We start from the raw sequence: 14,531 nt of genomic DNA on the forward strand, positions 1-14,531 counted from the left end.
TTAGACCTTTCGGGATGCGATCAGGTTGATTAGGTGGGTGTCGTCGGGGTAGGTCACCGTGACGGTGTCGGGGGTGTCGAGGGGTTCGGCCATGTGGGCGCGCATACGGGAGCCGAGGGTTGAGGTTGATATCACTTCGCGGCCGCGGATGAGCTTGTCGACGTCGCCTTGTTCACCGCTGATGATGGGGAAGGAGGAGCGGGCGTCGTCAAGCTTGATTGGTTCTGTCACTTCGTGTTCGTTGACGCGGATTGCATACTCGGCGAGTCCTGCGAGGTCTTCGGCGCGGTGTGAGGCCATGATGATGGTGCGGTTTGGGTTGGCGGCAATGTGGTCGATGAGCAGGTCGCGCAGTCGGGTGCGGGTGTTGATGTCGAGGCCGTCGAAGGGTTCGTCGAGAAGCAGTAGTGGTTCGTCGGCGGCGAGTGCCACTGCGATAGTGAGGCTGCGGCGCTGGCCGACGGAGAGTTCGTGGATTGGGGAGGTGTCGGGAAAGTCTAGTTCGATCTGGTTGAGGGGTTTTGCTTCTCCGGCCCAGGCGATGTGATCGCGTACGGTGTAGCCGAGGAATTGTGCGTCGGCGCTGGCGGGGACGAAGGCGGCGCCGGGGCCGAAGAGGGTCTTGAGGTAGTGCGTTTTGCCGGCCGCGTTGGGGCCGACTAGGGCGTAGAAGCCGGGGGTGTGCATTTATTTGTTTCCCTTCGTGATCATGTCGGTGAGTTCTTGGGTGGTTATGCCGAGTTGTTCTGCTTCGCGTAGCAGGGGTGAGAGGAAGTTGCTGGTGAAGGCTGCGCGGCGTTGAGCGAGGACTTGCTCGCGGGCGCCTGGGAGGACGAACATGCCTAGCCCGCGGCGTTTTTCTACTAGGCCTGCCTGCAGAAGTGTGGTGAGGGCTTTGGCGGAGGTGGTTGGGTTGACGGAGTGAAAGTGGGAGAGTTCGTTGGTTGAGGGGACGCGTTGGCCCGCGGCTAGTTCGCCTGAGGCGATGAGGTCTTGGAGCTCATCCGCGATCCTTTCGTATATGGGTTTACCACTCATGTGGGTAACTATATATCCGGTGAACGTGGCGGCGCAAGGACAATGTGTAAATTGGTGAAACATGACTGACAAGCAGCGCGTTCTCTCCGGCATCCAACCCACCGCGGACTCCTACCACCTAGGCAACTACCTTGGCGCCCTCAAACAGTGGATCGACCTGCAGGACGGCTACGACGCTTTTTACTTCATTCCAGATCTCCATGCGATCACCGTGGATCAAGACCCGAAAGAGTTACGCGAACGTACCCTGAAAGGTTGCGCCCAGCTCATCGCCTTGGGCATCGACCCTGCAAAATCCACTCTGTTTGTCCAGTCGCACGTCCCCGAGCACGCCGAGTTGACCTGGGTGCTGCAGTGCCTCACCGGCTTTGGAGAGGCCTCGCGCATGACTCAGTTCAAGGACAAGTCCCTCAAGCACGGACAAGACCGCACCTCTGTCGGCCTCTTTACTTACCCGGTGCTTATGGCCGCCGACATCTTGCTTTACTCCCCGCACGTCGTTCCGGTCGGTGAGGACCAGCGCCAGCACCTCGAGCTGACTCGCACTTTGGCTGAGCGTTTCAACTCGCGCTACGGAAATACCTTTATCGTCCCTGAGGGGATGATCCCGGAGGGGTCCTCCAAGATCCAAGACTTGCAGGAACCGACCGCGAAGATGAGCAAGTCGGGTGCGAATCCGAAGGGCATCATCAACCTTCTCGACGACCCAAAGACCTCCGCCAAGCGCATCAAATCTGCCGTGACCGACAATGATGGCGTGATCGCCTTTGATAAGGAACATAAGCCGGGTGTTTCCAACCTTTTGGTTATTCAGTCGGCGCTTACCGGCAAAACCGTCGAGGCACTTGTCGCCGGTTACGAGGGGCAAGGTTATGGCGCGTTGAAAGCTGACACTGCCGAAGCCCTTGAGGCTTTCACAACGCCACTGCGTGCCCGTTACGACGAGCTGATGAGCGACCTCGGTGAGCTTGAGAGCATCCTCGCCGCCGGTGCGCAACGCGCCCGTGAAGTTGCGGCGCCGCTGCTTGCCGACGTCTACGAGCGCGTCGGTTTTCTGCCCGCCCGCCGCCGCTAACTGCCCGTATTCCTCTACGATGAAATGCTGCCAGGCCTTTATAAATTTGGGAGGAACCCATGTCTACCGCGACGTCACCGCACAAGGCGTACACAGACGAGCACGGCATCGAACGTTCGCGTCAGCAGCAGCAGAAGGGGGCCGTTGCTAAGGCGGAAAAGCGCGCGCCCGCCTTGGCTCACCTTATGCGCATGAACGAGCGTTACGGTTCCGAGGAAGGAAACCAGCTTGCCGCAGGCATCACGTATTTCTCCGTGCTTGCTCTTTTCCCCTTAACAATGTTGATCTTCGCCGGTGTCGGTTTCTTCCTCGCCTCTCGGCCTGACATGCTCCAGCAGGTCCACGACCAAATTGCGAACTCCGTAAGCGGCGACGCGGGAGAGGCGTTGTCCAGCGTGGTGGATACAGCTATCGAGCAACGTGGCTCCGTCGCAGGCATCGGGTTGCTTACCACCTTGTGGTCCGGCCTGAATTGGATGAACCACCTGCGTGTGGGAATCTCCGCCATGTGGAAGATTGACGGAAATGCCGGCGGCAGCTTCCTAAAAAAGAAGGTCATGGACCTTCTGGGCCTCCTCGGCCTGATCGTGCTTTTGTTGCTGGCCTTCGCCGTCACTGCGGTCGGCTCCTCTAGCCTAACCACCAGTCTCATGGAACAAGCCGGTGTCGGCAACGTCCCAGGGGCGCGCTTTTTTGTCTGGTTGGTCGGCTTAGCCGCCGGGTTGCTTGCTAACTTCCTCGTCATGGTGTGGCTGGTTGTTTTCATGCCGCGCACCAAAGTGGACCGGAAGTCCGGCATGAAAGGCGCGGTGCTAGGTGCGGTCGTGTTCGAGCTGATCAAGCAGTTCGCCACGCTGATCGTCAGCGGCGCGGCCAGCAACCCAGCCGGCGCAATTTTCGGCCCGATCATCACGTTGATGCTTGTGTTCTACTTGGTCTGGCGTGTTGTGCTCTACGTCTCCGCGTGGACCGCCACCACTCCTGAATCTATGGCCGCGGCGCCTGTGGAGGTTCCGGAACCTGCCGTGATCAATGTCCGAGCAGGTGCTGCGACCCGCCGCGATTCGCGTGCCGGGCGCACGATCGGGTTGGGCGCTGTGCTGGGCGCTATCGGCCTTGGCATTATTTCGCTGTTGGCAAAAGACCGATCGTGAGTGATAAAAAAAATTTAAACCTCGCCCACGGCAGCGAGAAAGCAGCGGTGACGGGTTAGGGCCTGGCCTGTCGGGGAGCTGATCGCTTCGGTACGACTCGCGAACAAGCATCTGTTCCTTGTCCCCTCAGTTGCGCTGCATTTGAATTCCTCGCATTGGATAAAGTCCGGCCGCAAGGTGCAGGCGAGGCGCGTGTTGTGCAAACTTAAAGCTTCCCGCGGGAGCACCACCTTTGCCTACGGTCGTGGTCTTGTCCAGCAAGCCGTTGTTTGGCGTTGAAAAGCTTCAGCGTAGGCTTAGCTACATAGGCGTTGACCAGCGCAAACTTAGCCTTTCCTTCGTTGCAGTCACGTGTGTGGTGCACTACAACAAAAACCATGAGTGAAAAAGATATAACCACAGTCGGCCTCAACGAGCGCCTCAACAAACTGCGCGCCGGAGTGCTTGGTGCCAACGATGGAATCGTCTCTACCGCCGCCGTCGTGCTCGGTGTGGCCGGCGCGACTCCCGACGTGAGCGCGATTGCCACCGCAGGTATCGCGGCTGTTATCGGCGGTGCCGTGTCGATGGCATTAGGTGAGTACGTCTCCGTGTCCTCTCAGCGAGACACGGAGCGTGCCTACGTGAAAAGGGAAACAGCCCTGCACCAGAAAGACCCGGACGAGGAATTCAAACACCTTGTGCGCGGCTACATGCTGCAGGGGCTCAGCGAGGACACCGCTACGCGGGTTGCACAGGAACACACGGCCACTAACCCTCTTAAAGCGCACTTGGCCATGCATTACGGCATTGACGAGGAAGACATTGTCAATCCGTGGACCGCGGCCATCGCGTCCTTCGTCGCCTTTTTCATCGGTGCGTTGCTGCCCCTTGCGGCGGTGCTTGTCCCGCCCGACCCCGCGCGAGTGCCGGTCACCTTCGTGGTCACCCTCGGGGCCCTTGCCGCCACCGGCGCGGCCTCAGCCAAGATCGGCGGCGCGGACATCGCCCGGGCGGTGTTTCGATTGCTTGTCGGCGGGACGCTCGGTCTGGCCGCCACCTATGGCATTGGCTACATCTTCGGTGCCACCGCCTTGTAAAACAAGGGGAGGGCTAAAACTTGGAGAAGCGTTTGACAAGTTGGTCTTCCATGTCCCTCCAGGCCTGCGCCTTGTCATCGAAGGGGGCAGAAGGTACGTAGCCGGCGGCTTCGGTGGAGCCCATCATGTAGGCCAGGTAATCCTGCATACGGGGGTTGGCCAACAAGAAAGAGTTCAGGGAATCGTCGTTGGCCCAGTCGGCGGCGTCGGCAAGCAGCTCGTAGGCCTTCGACATTTGGGCGGTGTCAACGGCGTCGGGGCCTTTCGCAATGTCCTCGGCTAGGCCGTTGAAAGAATAGGAGTTGTCCGCGTGGACTTCCACTTTCAGATCGCCGGAGTTGGCCGCGTTGACCAGATCCGGCCAGGTGGACACCGAGGCGAGGTCGTGGTCATCGTTTTCCACCATCCACCGCGACAGATGCTTTGAGGAAGGGAAGGTGTAGATCTCGCCATACCTGCCGAGAAAAACCGGGGAAGATCCCAGGTAGGTACGCAGAGTGTAGACGGTTGTGCCCTGGAGGGTCACGCGCACCGGGTCGATTCCGGCGCGGGCCCACACGGAATTGTCGTAAGGGTCGGCGGTTGCGGTAGATTGCTCACGTTTTTCAGCTTCGAGCTTGGTTTGCTTTTCGCGCTCCGCACGGGCCGCGGCGATGCGGGCCGCGGCGTCGTTGACCGCGGCCTCATCTTGGGCGGGAGCGAGGCGAACGGATTGGTCGAGGGACTCGACTACAGCGTCCCAGTTGGCCAGGACAACGCGGCCCACACCGGACCACTCGCTGGAGCCGTTTTCGCCCGCGTAGTGTTCGGATCCGCGGGAGACGTTGTTCAGGATGGAGTGGGAAGCGAAGAAGATCTGCGCCTGCTCCGCAGAGGAGACGGCGCTTAGGGATCGGGCGATGTGGAAAACCTTGCTCAACGAGGAGACGTTGGCGTAAGAGGCGCGGCCCGCCAGGAACTCAGGTGCCCCCACGATGTCGAAATAATGCTCGTCAGCGGGCACGACGCGGTCAGCGCCGGACTGCTCGAAAGCATCCCACTTGGGGTGGTCCGTCAGATCGTGGCGCGGTGTGGATTCAATATATGCCAGAAGCTGCTCGGGGGATTTAAAGACGAGGATTGATTCTTCGTCGCCCAAAAACGCCTGCCATTCGGTACCGTGTTCCTTCCAGGCCGGTGCCCACAGGGTGTAAAAGTCGCCGCGGTTCAGGGCGATCTTGACGGGAATAATTGCGCGGGTGCTCATAAAAGGTGATTTTACTAAACGCTTCCGGCTAGCCAGTCGGACGCCAGAAGCCGTGGAAGGCCATGCCGATGTTATCGGTGCGAACCGGGCTGAGTTGGACCGGGTTGCCAGCTTCGATGTACATGCCGTCGCCCGCGTACATAGCTACGTGGCCCTCCCAGACAGCCAGGTCGCCGGGCTGCAATTCTTCGAAGGACACCTGGCGACCGGTGGCCTGTTGGTGTGCCATGCGCGGCAGTTCCACCCCGGCCTGCCGGTAGGCCCACGACGTTAATCCTGAGCAGTCGAAACCTCCGGGGCCGGTGCCGCCCCACACGTAGGGGGTGCCGATCTGTGACTTCGCCGCTTCTACAGCGGCGCGCCCCGCCGCTGAGCCTGCCTCGGTGTCATTGTCATTTGTCGGCTCTGCTTGGAAAGTGTTGGTCTCCGCGGCGGCCAGCATGTGCAGTTCTTGCGAAGTTGTGCCGGGCTGGACGCACGGTGTGTTTACGAGCGTGAGCAGCCTTTCAACGTGGGGTGCGAGGTCGGCTTCGAGCTGCCGCAATACTGCCATGGCCCGAGAGAATGTCTCTGTGGCGAGCGCCCCCAGTCGCGACAGCGCCCCTGGCATGGTCAGCGGGTTGAAAGTTAGCGGGGTCAGTAGGCTCGCCTGAGAAAGAAAATGTGTGGTTAACTGCGCAAGGTCCGCTGCGGCTGTGGTGACCAGGCCCGAGGCGGCGTGGAAAGAACCGGAAAGGGCGTCTTTGTCCTGGGCGAGGGTGACGGTGGCGTTGAGAATGTAGGAGGGGTCTGCGCCGACGATCCGGGCGAGCTCCTCGGCGGCTCCAAGCATCGGGGTGCGCGGAACTTCCAGTGTGGGCAGTGGGCGGGGAGTGTGCGACAGGATCGTTGAGGCGACCGCGGCGGGAGAGATCATAGACGCAGCACCGCCAGGGCCCCGCTGAGGCCGGTGTCGACGCGCTGCGTGGCGGTCGAGGTGGTGTCCATGACATCAGCCAAACGTTGCGCTTCTCGCTGCAGCGCCGCCGCTCGGTCATTAACCGCGGCGACCGCGGCGCCGAAGGCGGCTGCGAAAGCGGCGAGGGGACCAACAGCGGGCACGGGTGGGCAGGTAACGGGCAAGAGTGCAAAGGCGTCGTCGCGAAGTTGCGCGGTGAGCTTGTCGACGACCCCTGGATCAAGTGCGAAGGTTTCCATGGACCTATTGGACTGTTACGGCCCCTCAAAGGTTCCCCCACCGCCGAAAATTATTAGCATGAACCTCATGAACAGCACGAACCTCACCAACGGCTCCTTGGACATCCGCATCATTGACCACCCTCTGGCGGCGGCGCGTTTGACTATCATGCGCGACGTGCACAGCAACAACGCCGCCTTCCGTGCCGCCCTGGCGGATTTGGGTGCCATGCTCATCTACGAAGCGTCTCGGGAGCTGGAGGTGGAATCCTTCGACTGCGTCACCCCCGTCGGTACGGCCCGTGGCTACCGCCTTGCCCAGCCACCTATCATCGTGCCGGTTATCCGCGCTGGTCTTGGCATGATCGACCCTGCTTTGTCGATGATTCCGGATGCGCAGGTGGGTTTCATTGGCCTGGCTCGCGACGAACAGACGCACGAGCCGGTGCCCTACCTGGAAGCGTTGCCTGACGACCTGTCTGGCCGGCCGGTGTTTCTCGTTGATCCGATGCTGGCCACCGGCGGCTCTCTCGTCCACGCGATCAGGCTGCTGCGCGATCGCGGCGCCGACCAGATCACTTGCATTTGCATGGTGTCGGCTCAACCGGGCGTCGACAAGCTTGGCTCTCTCGGCGTACCGATGAAACTGGTCACTGCAACTATCGACCCCTCCCTCAACGACAAGGCCTACATTGTGCCGGGGCTTGGCGATGCAGGCGACCGTCTTTATGGCCCACGCAATATCGACTTGTAGTAGCCTGCGGGCACAAGGGGGGAACTGAAAAAAAGGGGGAAGATTTTTCATGAATGGCACATTGCCGGATTCGTTCTGGATGAGCTACGGGTACGTGCTCGCGCAGCGCCTGCGCACAATCCGTGTAATGCGAGGTGTTTCCCAGCGCAGGCTCGCGGAGCTTTCCGGGATCTCACGCAGCCTGATTTCCAACCTTGAGCGCAACCACTACAACTGCGCCCGCAGCGCCGATCCGACCCTGTCTACGCTTTACCGGATTGCGCATGCCCTGCACGTCCCGCCGGCGGTGTTTTTGCCCTCTGGTGGGCTCAACGTGTCCAAACACTGCGGCGACGACCCGAAAGCCTTTCCATCTTTGGGTGTGCCGTGGCCGGTTGAAAAGGCCGACACGGCCCGCTTCCACGAGTCCTACCTACAGTCGGGACCGGTGCAAACTTCGCCCCCTTTCGAGGCTGGTTGCTAAGGTATTTTCCCACAGACAATCCGATATTGGCGTGTTCCTGGGAGGTTCCAACGTGCGTGTAGCCGCAGCCGTCAACGCATGGCTTGAAGAAAACCGCGACATCGTGATCGGCTGGCGCCGCCACCTCCACGCCCACCCGGAACTGTCCAACCTTGAGGTGGAAACAACCAAGTTCATTTCGGATGTGCTCAAGGGCCACGGTCTTTCCCCCGTGCCTTTTCCCGGCACCGGCCTCTACGTTGATGTTGGCCCCAGCGAGGGCGAGCGGCTTACGTTTCGTGGGGACATTGACGCTTTGGGCGTTCCCGAATTGACCGGGCTCGAATACGCGTCCAACACGCCCGGGGTGTCTCATGCCTGCGGCCACGACATCCACACGACGATCGTGTTGGCGCTTGCCTGCGCGTTGGCCAGCATCCAAGATGAGCTTGACCACGGTATTCGGCTGATTTTTCAGCCGGCCGAGGAAGTGATGGGATCCGGCGCGGTCGACGTCATCGAGTGGGGTGGGTTAAATAATGTTGCTGCGATCTATGCGTTGCATGTTGAGCCGCACCTGCGTGTCGGTCAGATCGGTGTGCGGGCAGGCGCGATCACCTCGGCCGCCGACATTATCAGCCTTGAAATCAAGGGGCCGGGCGGGCACACTTCGCGGCCACAGATGACTGCTGATGTGGTCTACGCCCTGGGCGCTGTGATCACCCAATTGCCGGCGCTGATGTCGCGCCGGGTTGACCCTCGCACCGGTACGCTGGTTGTCTTTGGCAATGTCGCAGCTGGCATTGCCGCCAATGCCATCCCCGAGCATGGCATTTTGCGGGGGACGGTGCGCACCGCGGACATCGCTACCTGGCGCACTCTGGAGACTAAGTTGACGGAGATGATCGACCAGATCATCGCGCCGACGGGTTGTTCTTACACCCTTGACTATCAGCGTGGGGTGCCACCGGTGCTTAACGACGACGTGGCGACTTCGCTCATCGTCGCCGCGGGCCGGAGCATTGACCCGCACGCTGTGGTTGCGGCGCAGCAATCCTCGGGAGGGGAGGATTTTTCCTGGTATCTTGAGCATGTGCCAGGTTCGATGGTGCGTCTCGGCGCGTGGTCGGGCAAGGGGCCGAAACAGGATCTGCACCAGGGGGACCTTAATGTTGATGAGCGTTCCATCGGGGTGGGAGTGCGGTTGTTCGCCACGACTATTGACAAGTACTTCGCTGCTGTCGCGGAGGATGGGGGCGAGTTGTAGACTGGCACCTGTTTTTTGATATTTCCTTAAATCCCGTTTTCTACCAAGGAGTCGAGCGTAGGTGTCCAAGAAGATCATCATTATCGGTGGTGGACCTGCCGGTTACGAGGCAGCCCTGATCGGTTCCAAGTTCGGTGCAGACATCACGTTGGTGGAGGATCGGGCGATCGGCGGCTCCGGCATCAACCTTGATGTTGTTCCCTCGAAGGGTTTCATCTCTGGTGCGAACATCAAAACTGACCTGCGCCGAGCCGACGACATGGGCCTCAACCATGGCCTCGGTGAGGCAAGTCTGTTGTTTTCAGCGCTCAACAACCGTGTCGTGGCTCTCGCCTCCGAGCAATCCCGCGATATTCGTCTGCAGCTTGATCGCACCGGAGTAAAGCAGATTAAGGGCCGGGCCGCCTTTTCAACCCAGCAGACCGGCCACACGACCCACAGTGTGAAGGTGACATTCCCGGACGGCAGCTTTGAGCGCCTCGATGCGGATATGGTTTTGGTGTGCACTGGTGCGAGCCCACGCGTGATCAAGGGGGCGGAGCCAGATGGAGAGCGTATCTTGAACTGGCGCCAGGTCTATGACTTGATTGAGCAGCCGGAGCACCTCATTGTGGTTGGTTCCGGTGTGACGGGCGCGGAGATGGTTTCTGCCTTCGCCGAGTTGGGTGTGAAGGTGACGATGGTTTCTTCCGGTAGCCGTATTCTGCCGCATGATGACGCAGACGCGGCCGACGTGCTTGAAAGCGTGCTCGCTGACCGTGGTGTGTCCTTGGTCAAAAACGCCTACGCTGAGTCCGTGGTCAACACCGGTGACGGTGTTGTGGTGACTACCAAAGACGGCCGCACGATCGAGGGCAGCCACGCACTGATGTCTATCGGTTCCATCCCGAACACCGCTGACCTAAACCTTGAGGGTGCAGGTGTGGAGACGACTCCTTCTGGCCACATCCACGTTGATCGCGTCTCGCGCACCAATGTGCCGGGCATTTACGCTGCGGGCGACTGTTCCGATTTGATGCCGTTGGCTTCGGTCGCGGCGATGCAGGGGCGCATCGCCATCCATCATGCTCTCGGAGAGGGTGTAGAGCCGATGCGTTTGAAAACTGTCGGCAACGCGGTGTTCACCCGCCCGGAGATCGCGGCTGTGGGCGTGACCGAGAATCAAATTATTAATGGTGAGGTTGATGCGGACATCATCAAGCTGCCTTTGGCGACGAACCCGCGCGCGAAGATGCGCTCTCTTCGGCACGGCTTTGTCAAGATCTTCGCCCGTAAGGGTTCCGGTCAGGTTTTGGGTGGTGTGATCGTCGCCCCGACTGCCTCCGAGTTGATTTTGTCGCTGGTTATCGCCGTGACGAACAATCTCACCGTCCACCAGTTGGCTGAGTCGATGGCGGTGTACCCGTCGCTGTCCGGCTCGATCACCGAGGCGGCCCGCCGCCTGGTGACCACGACCGACTTGGACTAAAGCGCCGGGAACGCGCGCTGCGGGCATTCTTTCCGGGGGCAGGTTTCGCAGCCGGGTCCGATGGGGGTCGCTGAGTCGGGGGAGAGGTCTAGGCCGTCGGCGTAGACAAGTCGGCCGGCGTGGCTTAAGTCGCACCCCAGCGCGACGGCGTTTTCTTGCCGGGGTACCCCAAATCCGGAGGTTGGCCCTTGGACCATGCGTGCCACCCAGAGGTAGGTGCTTGCGTCTGGCATGACCGAAACCTGGCGCGTGACCCTGTTCGGGGTGTCAAAGGCCCGGTGCACCACCCACAGTGGGCAGGTCCCGCCGGCCACAGCGAAGGGGAAAGAGGTGGTGGACTGTCGTTTTGAAATGTTGCCTGCCCGGTCGGTCCTGATGAAGAAGAAAGGCACTGCCTGGGCGCCAGGTCGCTGCAGGGTGCCCAGGCGTTGACAAGTGGATTCGAAGCTGGTGCCGAAGCGGGCGGAGATGACTTCGATGTCGTAGCGGGTGCGTTCCGCTTCCTGGAGGATTTCCATGTAGGGCATTGTCACCGCGGCGGCGAAGTATTGGCATAGGCCGTGGCGGGCGAGTGTGCGGGCGGGTTCGGAAGGCAGGGGGGCGTCGAGAAGCGTGCCCTGCGTCATGGAGCAGTAGTGGTAGGCAAGCTCGAAGCACTGCTGCGCCTCGGTCATGCCGGAGCTTAGTAGCAACTCGCGCGCGGCGGGCACGATTACGGATCGGCGCCCGTCTGTGGACTGGTTGAAGCGTACCGAGTAGCCGAGATCTTGGTCGAAGGTGGCGGCGAGGCTGGTTAGTCGGAGCTGCCTGGCCTGCGCGCGCTGCGCCAATTTCTCTGCGTTGATGTCGAGTTCGTGGAAGTAGTTGCGGTTGTCCTGGAAGAAGGAGCGCACCTCAACGTAGGGGTTGCGGGGGGAGGGGATGGCCAGGATTGCCTCTGCAAGAGAAGGGTAGCGAGTGGCTACGTCGGTAAGTACTTCGTCGCCGACGTGGGGGAGCAGGCCCCGCAACTCGGTGATGGTGCGGCGTTCATCGTCGCCGGAGAAGTAGCTTGGGTCGATGCCGAAGTTGCGGGAGAGCTCGACGAGGACAGAGACTGTCAGGGGGCGTTGGTCGTTTTCGAGTTGGTTGAGGTAGCTTGCGGAGATGCCCAGACGCTTGGCCATTTGCACCTGGGTGAGGTTGTGTTGCCCCCGTAACACCCTCATTTTGCCCCCCGCGTAATGCTTCGCCACGTTCCGGTTTCCTCCTTCGTTGCCGGTGAACTGCAATTTTGCAGGATTTGCATAAAAGGTAATTTAACTCCACAAAAGTTTACAAGAGTTGTGCATGACGCAGAGCACAGGTTGCTTCCTAATATGAGGTGCAACATTTCTTTCGCGACGTGAGGAGTCTGATGATCAACCACGAAGTACGCACCCGACGTTCAGCCGAGGAGTTCCCCATCGAGGAACACCTCGCCTACAAAGTGGCGAAGGTCGCCGCCGACCCAGTTGAGGTTCCAGAAGATACCAAGGAGATGATCATTAACAGGATCATCGACAACGCCTCAGTCGCTGTCGCCTCCTACGCCCGCGGGCCGGTCACCTCCGCTCGCGTCATCGCCCAAGCCCACCCGGTCAGTGAGAAAGGTGCCCAGATCTTCGGCGTCAACGGCAACTACTCCGCCGAGTGGGCCGCGTTCGCCAACGGCACCGCCGTCCGCGAGCTCGATTTCCACGACACCTTCCTGGCCGCTGAGTATTCGCACCCAGGCGATAACATTCCGCCAATCCTCGCCGTAGCCCAGCACAAGGGGCTCGATGGCAAGGCTTTGATCCGCGGTATCGCCACCGGCTATGAGATCCAGGTGAACCTGGTCAAGGGCATCAGCTTGCACGAGTTCAAAATCGACCACGTCGCCCACCTTGGCCCCTCGGCGGCCGCGGGTATCGGCACCATGTTGAACCTGGACGTGGAGACCATCTACCAGGCTGTCGGCCAGGCCCTGCACACCACCACCGCCACCCGCCAGTCCCGCAAGGGCTTGATTTCCTCGTGGAAGGCCTCCGCGCCCGCTTTCGCCGGCAAGATGGCGATTGAGGCAGTCGACCGCGCTATGCGTGGCGAGGGCGCTCCGGCCCCGATCTGGGAGGGTGAAGACGGTGTCATCGCCTGGATGTTGCACTCCCCGGACCGCACCTACATCGTGCCGTTGCCGGCTGAGGGTGAGGAAAAGCGCGCAATCCTGGAGACGTACACCAAGGAACACTCCGCGGAATACCAGGCGCAGGCACCGATCGACCTGGCGCGCCGCATGAAGCAAACCATCGCGGATGCCGGCAAGTCCACCACGGACATTGAGTCTATTGTGCTGCACACCTCGCACCACACCCACTACGTCATTGGCACCGGTGCGAACGACCCGCAGAAGATGGATCCGAAGGCCTCCCGTGAGACTTTGGACCACTCGATCATGTATATGTTCGCGGTTGCGCTTGAGGACGGCACCTGGCACCACGTGGATTCCTACACTCCGGAACGCGCCGGCCGCCCGGAGACTGTGGAGCTGTGGCACAAGATTTCTACGGTGGAGGACCCGGAGTGGACCCGCCGTTACCACTCGACGGATCCGAAGGAGAAGGCTTTCGGCGCCAAGGCCGTTATCACCTTCACCGATGGCACCGTCATTGAAGACGAGATGGCCGTGGCTGACGCCCACCCGCTCGGCGCTCGCCCCTTCGAGCGCGCCGACTACATCCGCAAGTTCCGCACTCTCGCCGAAGGGATTGTCGCCCCGGAGGAACAAGACCGCTTCCTGGCGGCCGCCGAGAACCTCGAAAACCTCACGGATCTGCGCGAGCTGAACATCGTTGTGACTGAGGAGGCCGCTGCGAAGGCGCCTGCAACCCCGGAGGGAATCTTCTAGATGTTCACACCCGATAAGACGGTCACTGAGCGTCGTAAAGCATTGCGCGATTCGCTCAACTCGACGACCATTACCAAGATGCCGGGGGCGTTTTCCCCGCTCGTGGCGAGGTTGATCGAGGACATCGGCGGCTTCGAGGGCGTTTATGTCTCCGGCGCGGTTGTCGCCAACGACCTTGGCCTTCCCGACATCGGCCTGACCACGCTAACTGAGGTGGCCAATCGGTCCCGCCAGATCGCGCGCGTGACTAATTTGCCTGTGCTTGTCGACGCCGACACTGGCTTCGGTGAACCCATGAGTGCAGCGCGCACCGTTTCCGAATTTGAAGCGGCCGGGCTCGCGGGACTCCACCTTGAGGATCAGGTCAACCCGAAGCGCTGCGGCCACCTCGACGGCAAGGAAGTTGTGCCGGTCGACTTGATGGTGCGCCGCATTACCGCCGCGGTCCGCGAGCGCTCCGATGAGCAGTTCGTCATCTGCGCGCGCACGGACGCCGCCGGCATCGAAGGCATTGACCACGCGATCGAGCGGGCAAAAGCCTACGCGGATGCAGGCGCTGACCTCATCTTCACCGAGGCGCTTTATAGCGAAGAAGATTTTGCGAAGTTCCGCGCTGCAGTGGACATTCCGCTGCTGGCAAATATGACGGAGTTTGGCAAGACCAACTTGTTGTCGGCGTCGCGTCTGGAGGAACTCGGCTACAACGCGGTGATTTGGCCGGTCACCACCTTCCGTACCGCGATGGGCCAGACCGAGAACATGCTGCGCGACCTAGCGCAAAACGGCACTCAGGAGCCGTGGCTGGACAAGATGCAGCACCGTTCTCGCCTCTACGAGCTCGTTCGCTACGACGAGTACAACCAATTCGACCAATCGGTGTTTACCTACTCCGTAGACACCTACACCCAGGAATTTAGGAAGTGA

The 14,531-nt window shown here is 60.8% G+C and carries 15 protein-coding genes; 9 read left to right on the plus strand and 6 right to left on the minus strand.

Features of this window, described 5'->3' with window-relative positions; translation table 11 throughout:
* Together VLL26_RS10970 and VLL26_RS10975 are read right to left on the minus strand one after the other, a co-directional pair.
* Window positions 1–687 carry an AAA family ATPase gene (locus VLL26_RS10970; protein WP_342319104.1) on the minus strand — a complete coding sequence of 229 codons (687 nt, stop codon included), beginning with the start codon at window positions 685–687 and terminating at the stop codon, window positions 1–3.
* Window positions 688–1,038, minus strand: coding sequence for a GntR family transcriptional regulator (locus VLL26_RS10975; protein WP_342319105.1), 351 nt, complete (start codon window positions 1,036–1,038; stop codon window positions 688–690).
* A gap of 61 nt (window positions 1,039–1,099) precedes the next feature.
* On the opposite strand from VLL26_RS10975, the gene trpS reads away from it, so the two are divergent.
* The 3 genes from trpS (at window position 1,100) to VLL26_RS10990 (ending at window position 4,346) form a co-directional block, all read left to right on the plus strand.
* A complete protein-coding gene (gene trpS, locus VLL26_RS10980) occupies window positions 1,100–2,113 on the plus strand; it encodes a tryptophan--tRNA ligase (protein ID WP_342319106.1) in 1,014 nt (337 codons plus the stop codon).
* A 59-nt stretch (window positions 2,114–2,172) separates the two neighbouring features.
* Window positions 2,173–3,267, plus strand: coding sequence for a YhjD/YihY/BrkB family envelope integrity protein (locus VLL26_RS10985; protein ID WP_342319107.1), 1,095 nt, complete (start codon window positions 2,173–2,175; stop codon window positions 3,265–3,267).
* Between the two features lie 377 nt (window positions 3,268–3,644).
* On the plus strand, window positions 3,645–4,346 hold the full coding sequence (locus tag VLL26_RS10990) for a VIT1/CCC1 transporter family protein (RefSeq protein ID WP_342319108.1): 702 nt from the start codon (window positions 3,645–3,647) through the stop codon (window positions 4,344–4,346).
* 13 nt (window positions 4,347–4,359) lie between these two features.
* On the opposite strand, the gene VLL26_RS10995 is transcribed toward VLL26_RS10990, so the two are convergent.
* Genes VLL26_RS10995 through VLL26_RS11005 form a run of 3 tightly spaced genes read right to left on the minus strand, consistent with a single transcriptional unit; the run spans window position 4,360 to window position 6,789 of the window.
* Entirely contained in the window at window positions 4,360–5,592 is a 1,233-nt protein-coding gene (locus VLL26_RS10995; RefSeq protein ID WP_342319109.1) for a hypothetical protein, read from the minus strand.
* 28 nt (window positions 5,593–5,620) lie between these two features.
* The gene (locus VLL26_RS11000) at window positions 5,621–6,508 is read right to left on the minus strand and encodes a C40 family peptidase (RefSeq protein ID WP_342319110.1); all 888 of its coding nucleotides are present in this window, start codon (window positions 6,506–6,508) and stop codon (window positions 5,621–5,623) included.
* The gene (locus VLL26_RS11005; RefSeq protein WP_342319111.1) at window positions 6,505–6,789 is read right to left on the minus strand and encodes a hypothetical protein; all 285 of its coding nucleotides are present in this window, start codon (window positions 6,787–6,789) and stop codon (window positions 6,505–6,507) included. Before VLL26_RS11005 ends, VLL26_RS11000 begins: the two co-directional genes overlap by 4 nt.
* Before the next feature lie 97 nt (window positions 6,790–6,886).
* On the opposite strand from VLL26_RS11005, the gene upp reads away from it, so the two are divergent.
* The 4 genes from upp (at window position 6,887) to VLL26_RS11025 (ending at window position 10,699) form a co-directional block, all read left to right on the plus strand.
* On the plus strand, window positions 6,887–7,522 hold the full coding sequence (gene upp / locus VLL26_RS11010) for a uracil phosphoribosyltransferase (protein ID WP_342320206.1): 636 nt from the start codon (window positions 6,887–6,889) through the stop codon (window positions 7,520–7,522).
* Window positions 7,523–7,571: 49 nt separating this feature from the next.
* The gene (locus tag VLL26_RS11015) at window positions 7,572–7,985 is read left to right on the plus strand and encodes a helix-turn-helix domain-containing protein (protein ID WP_342319112.1); all 414 of its coding nucleotides are present in this window, start codon (window positions 7,572–7,574) and stop codon (window positions 7,983–7,985) included.
* Window positions 7,986–8,037: 52 nt separating this feature from the next.
* Window positions 8,038–9,231, plus strand: coding sequence for an amidohydrolase (locus tag VLL26_RS11020; RefSeq protein ID WP_342319113.1), 1,194 nt, complete (start codon window positions 8,038–8,040; stop codon window positions 9,229–9,231).
* Window positions 9,232–9,292: 61 nt separating this feature from the next.
* Entirely contained in the window at window positions 9,293–10,699 is a 1,407-nt protein-coding gene (locus VLL26_RS11025; protein WP_342319114.1) for an NAD(P)H-quinone dehydrogenase, read from the plus strand.
* On the opposite strand, the gene VLL26_RS11030 is transcribed toward VLL26_RS11025, so the two are convergent.
* On the minus strand, window positions 10,696–11,934 hold the full coding sequence (locus tag VLL26_RS11030) for a helix-turn-helix domain-containing protein (RefSeq protein WP_342319115.1): 1,239 nt from the start codon (window positions 11,932–11,934) through the stop codon (window positions 10,696–10,698). The two genes, VLL26_RS11025 and VLL26_RS11030, sit on opposite strands and share 4 nt — an antisense overlap.
* Window positions 11,935–12,095: 161 nt before the next feature.
* Here VLL26_RS11030 and prpD point away from each other — a divergent pair, with 161 nt between their 5' ends.
* Entirely contained in the window at window positions 12,096–13,607 is a 1,512-nt protein-coding gene (prpD, locus tag VLL26_RS11035) for a 2-methylcitrate dehydratase PrpD (RefSeq protein ID WP_342319116.1), read from the plus strand.
* The gene (prpB, locus tag VLL26_RS11040) at window positions 13,608–14,531 is read left to right on the plus strand and encodes a methylisocitrate lyase (RefSeq protein WP_342319117.1); all 924 of its coding nucleotides are present in this window, start codon (window positions 13,608–13,610) and stop codon (window positions 14,529–14,531) included.

Source organism: Corynebacterium sp. BD556, assembly GCF_038452275.1.
Classification (GTDB): domain Bacteria; phylum Actinomycetota; class Actinomycetes; order Mycobacteriales; family Mycobacteriaceae; genus Corynebacterium; species Corynebacterium mayonis.

What these genes read in the sequence shown, in the direction of transcription:
- VLL26_RS10970 (WP_342319104.1), bottom strand. Translation starts at nt 687, where the DNA reads ATGCACACCCCCGGCTTCTACGCCCTAGTCGGCCCCAACGCGGCCGGC.
- VLL26_RS10975 (WP_342319105.1), bottom strand. Translation starts at nt 1,038, where the DNA reads ATGAGTGGTAAACCCATATACGAAAGGATCGCGGATGAGCTCCAAGAC.
- trpS (WP_342319106.1), top strand. Translation starts at nt 1,100, where the DNA reads ATGACTGACAAGCAGCGCGTTCTCTCCGGCATCCAACCCACCGCGGAC.
- VLL26_RS10985 (WP_342319107.1), top strand. Translation starts at nt 2,173, where the DNA reads ATGTCTACCGCGACGTCACCGCACAAGGCGTACACAGACGAGCACGGC.
- VLL26_RS10990 (WP_342319108.1), top strand. Translation starts at nt 3,645, where the DNA reads ATGAGTGAAAAAGATATAACCACAGTCGGCCTCAACGAGCGCCTCAAC.
- VLL26_RS10995 (WP_342319109.1), bottom strand. Translation starts at nt 5,592, where the DNA reads ATGAGCACCCGCGCAATTATTCCCGTCAAGATCGCCCTGAACCGCGGC.
- VLL26_RS11000 (WP_342319110.1), bottom strand. Translation starts at nt 6,508, where the DNA reads ATGATCTCTCCCGCCGCGGTCGCCTCAACGATCCTGTCGCACACTCCC.
- VLL26_RS11005 (WP_342319111.1), bottom strand. Translation starts at nt 6,789, where the DNA reads ATGGAAACCTTCGCACTTGATCCAGGGGTCGTCGACAAGCTCACCGCG.
- VLL26_RS11015 (WP_342319112.1), top strand. Translation starts at nt 7,572, where the DNA reads ATGAATGGCACATTGCCGGATTCGTTCTGGATGAGCTACGGGTACGTG.
- prpD (WP_342319116.1), top strand. Translation starts at nt 12,096, where the DNA reads ATGATCAACCACGAAGTACGCACCCGACGTTCAGCCGAGGAGTTCCCC.
- prpB (WP_342319117.1), top strand. Translation starts at nt 13,608, where the DNA reads ATGTTCACACCCGATAAGACGGTCACTGAGCGTCGTAAAGCATTGCGC.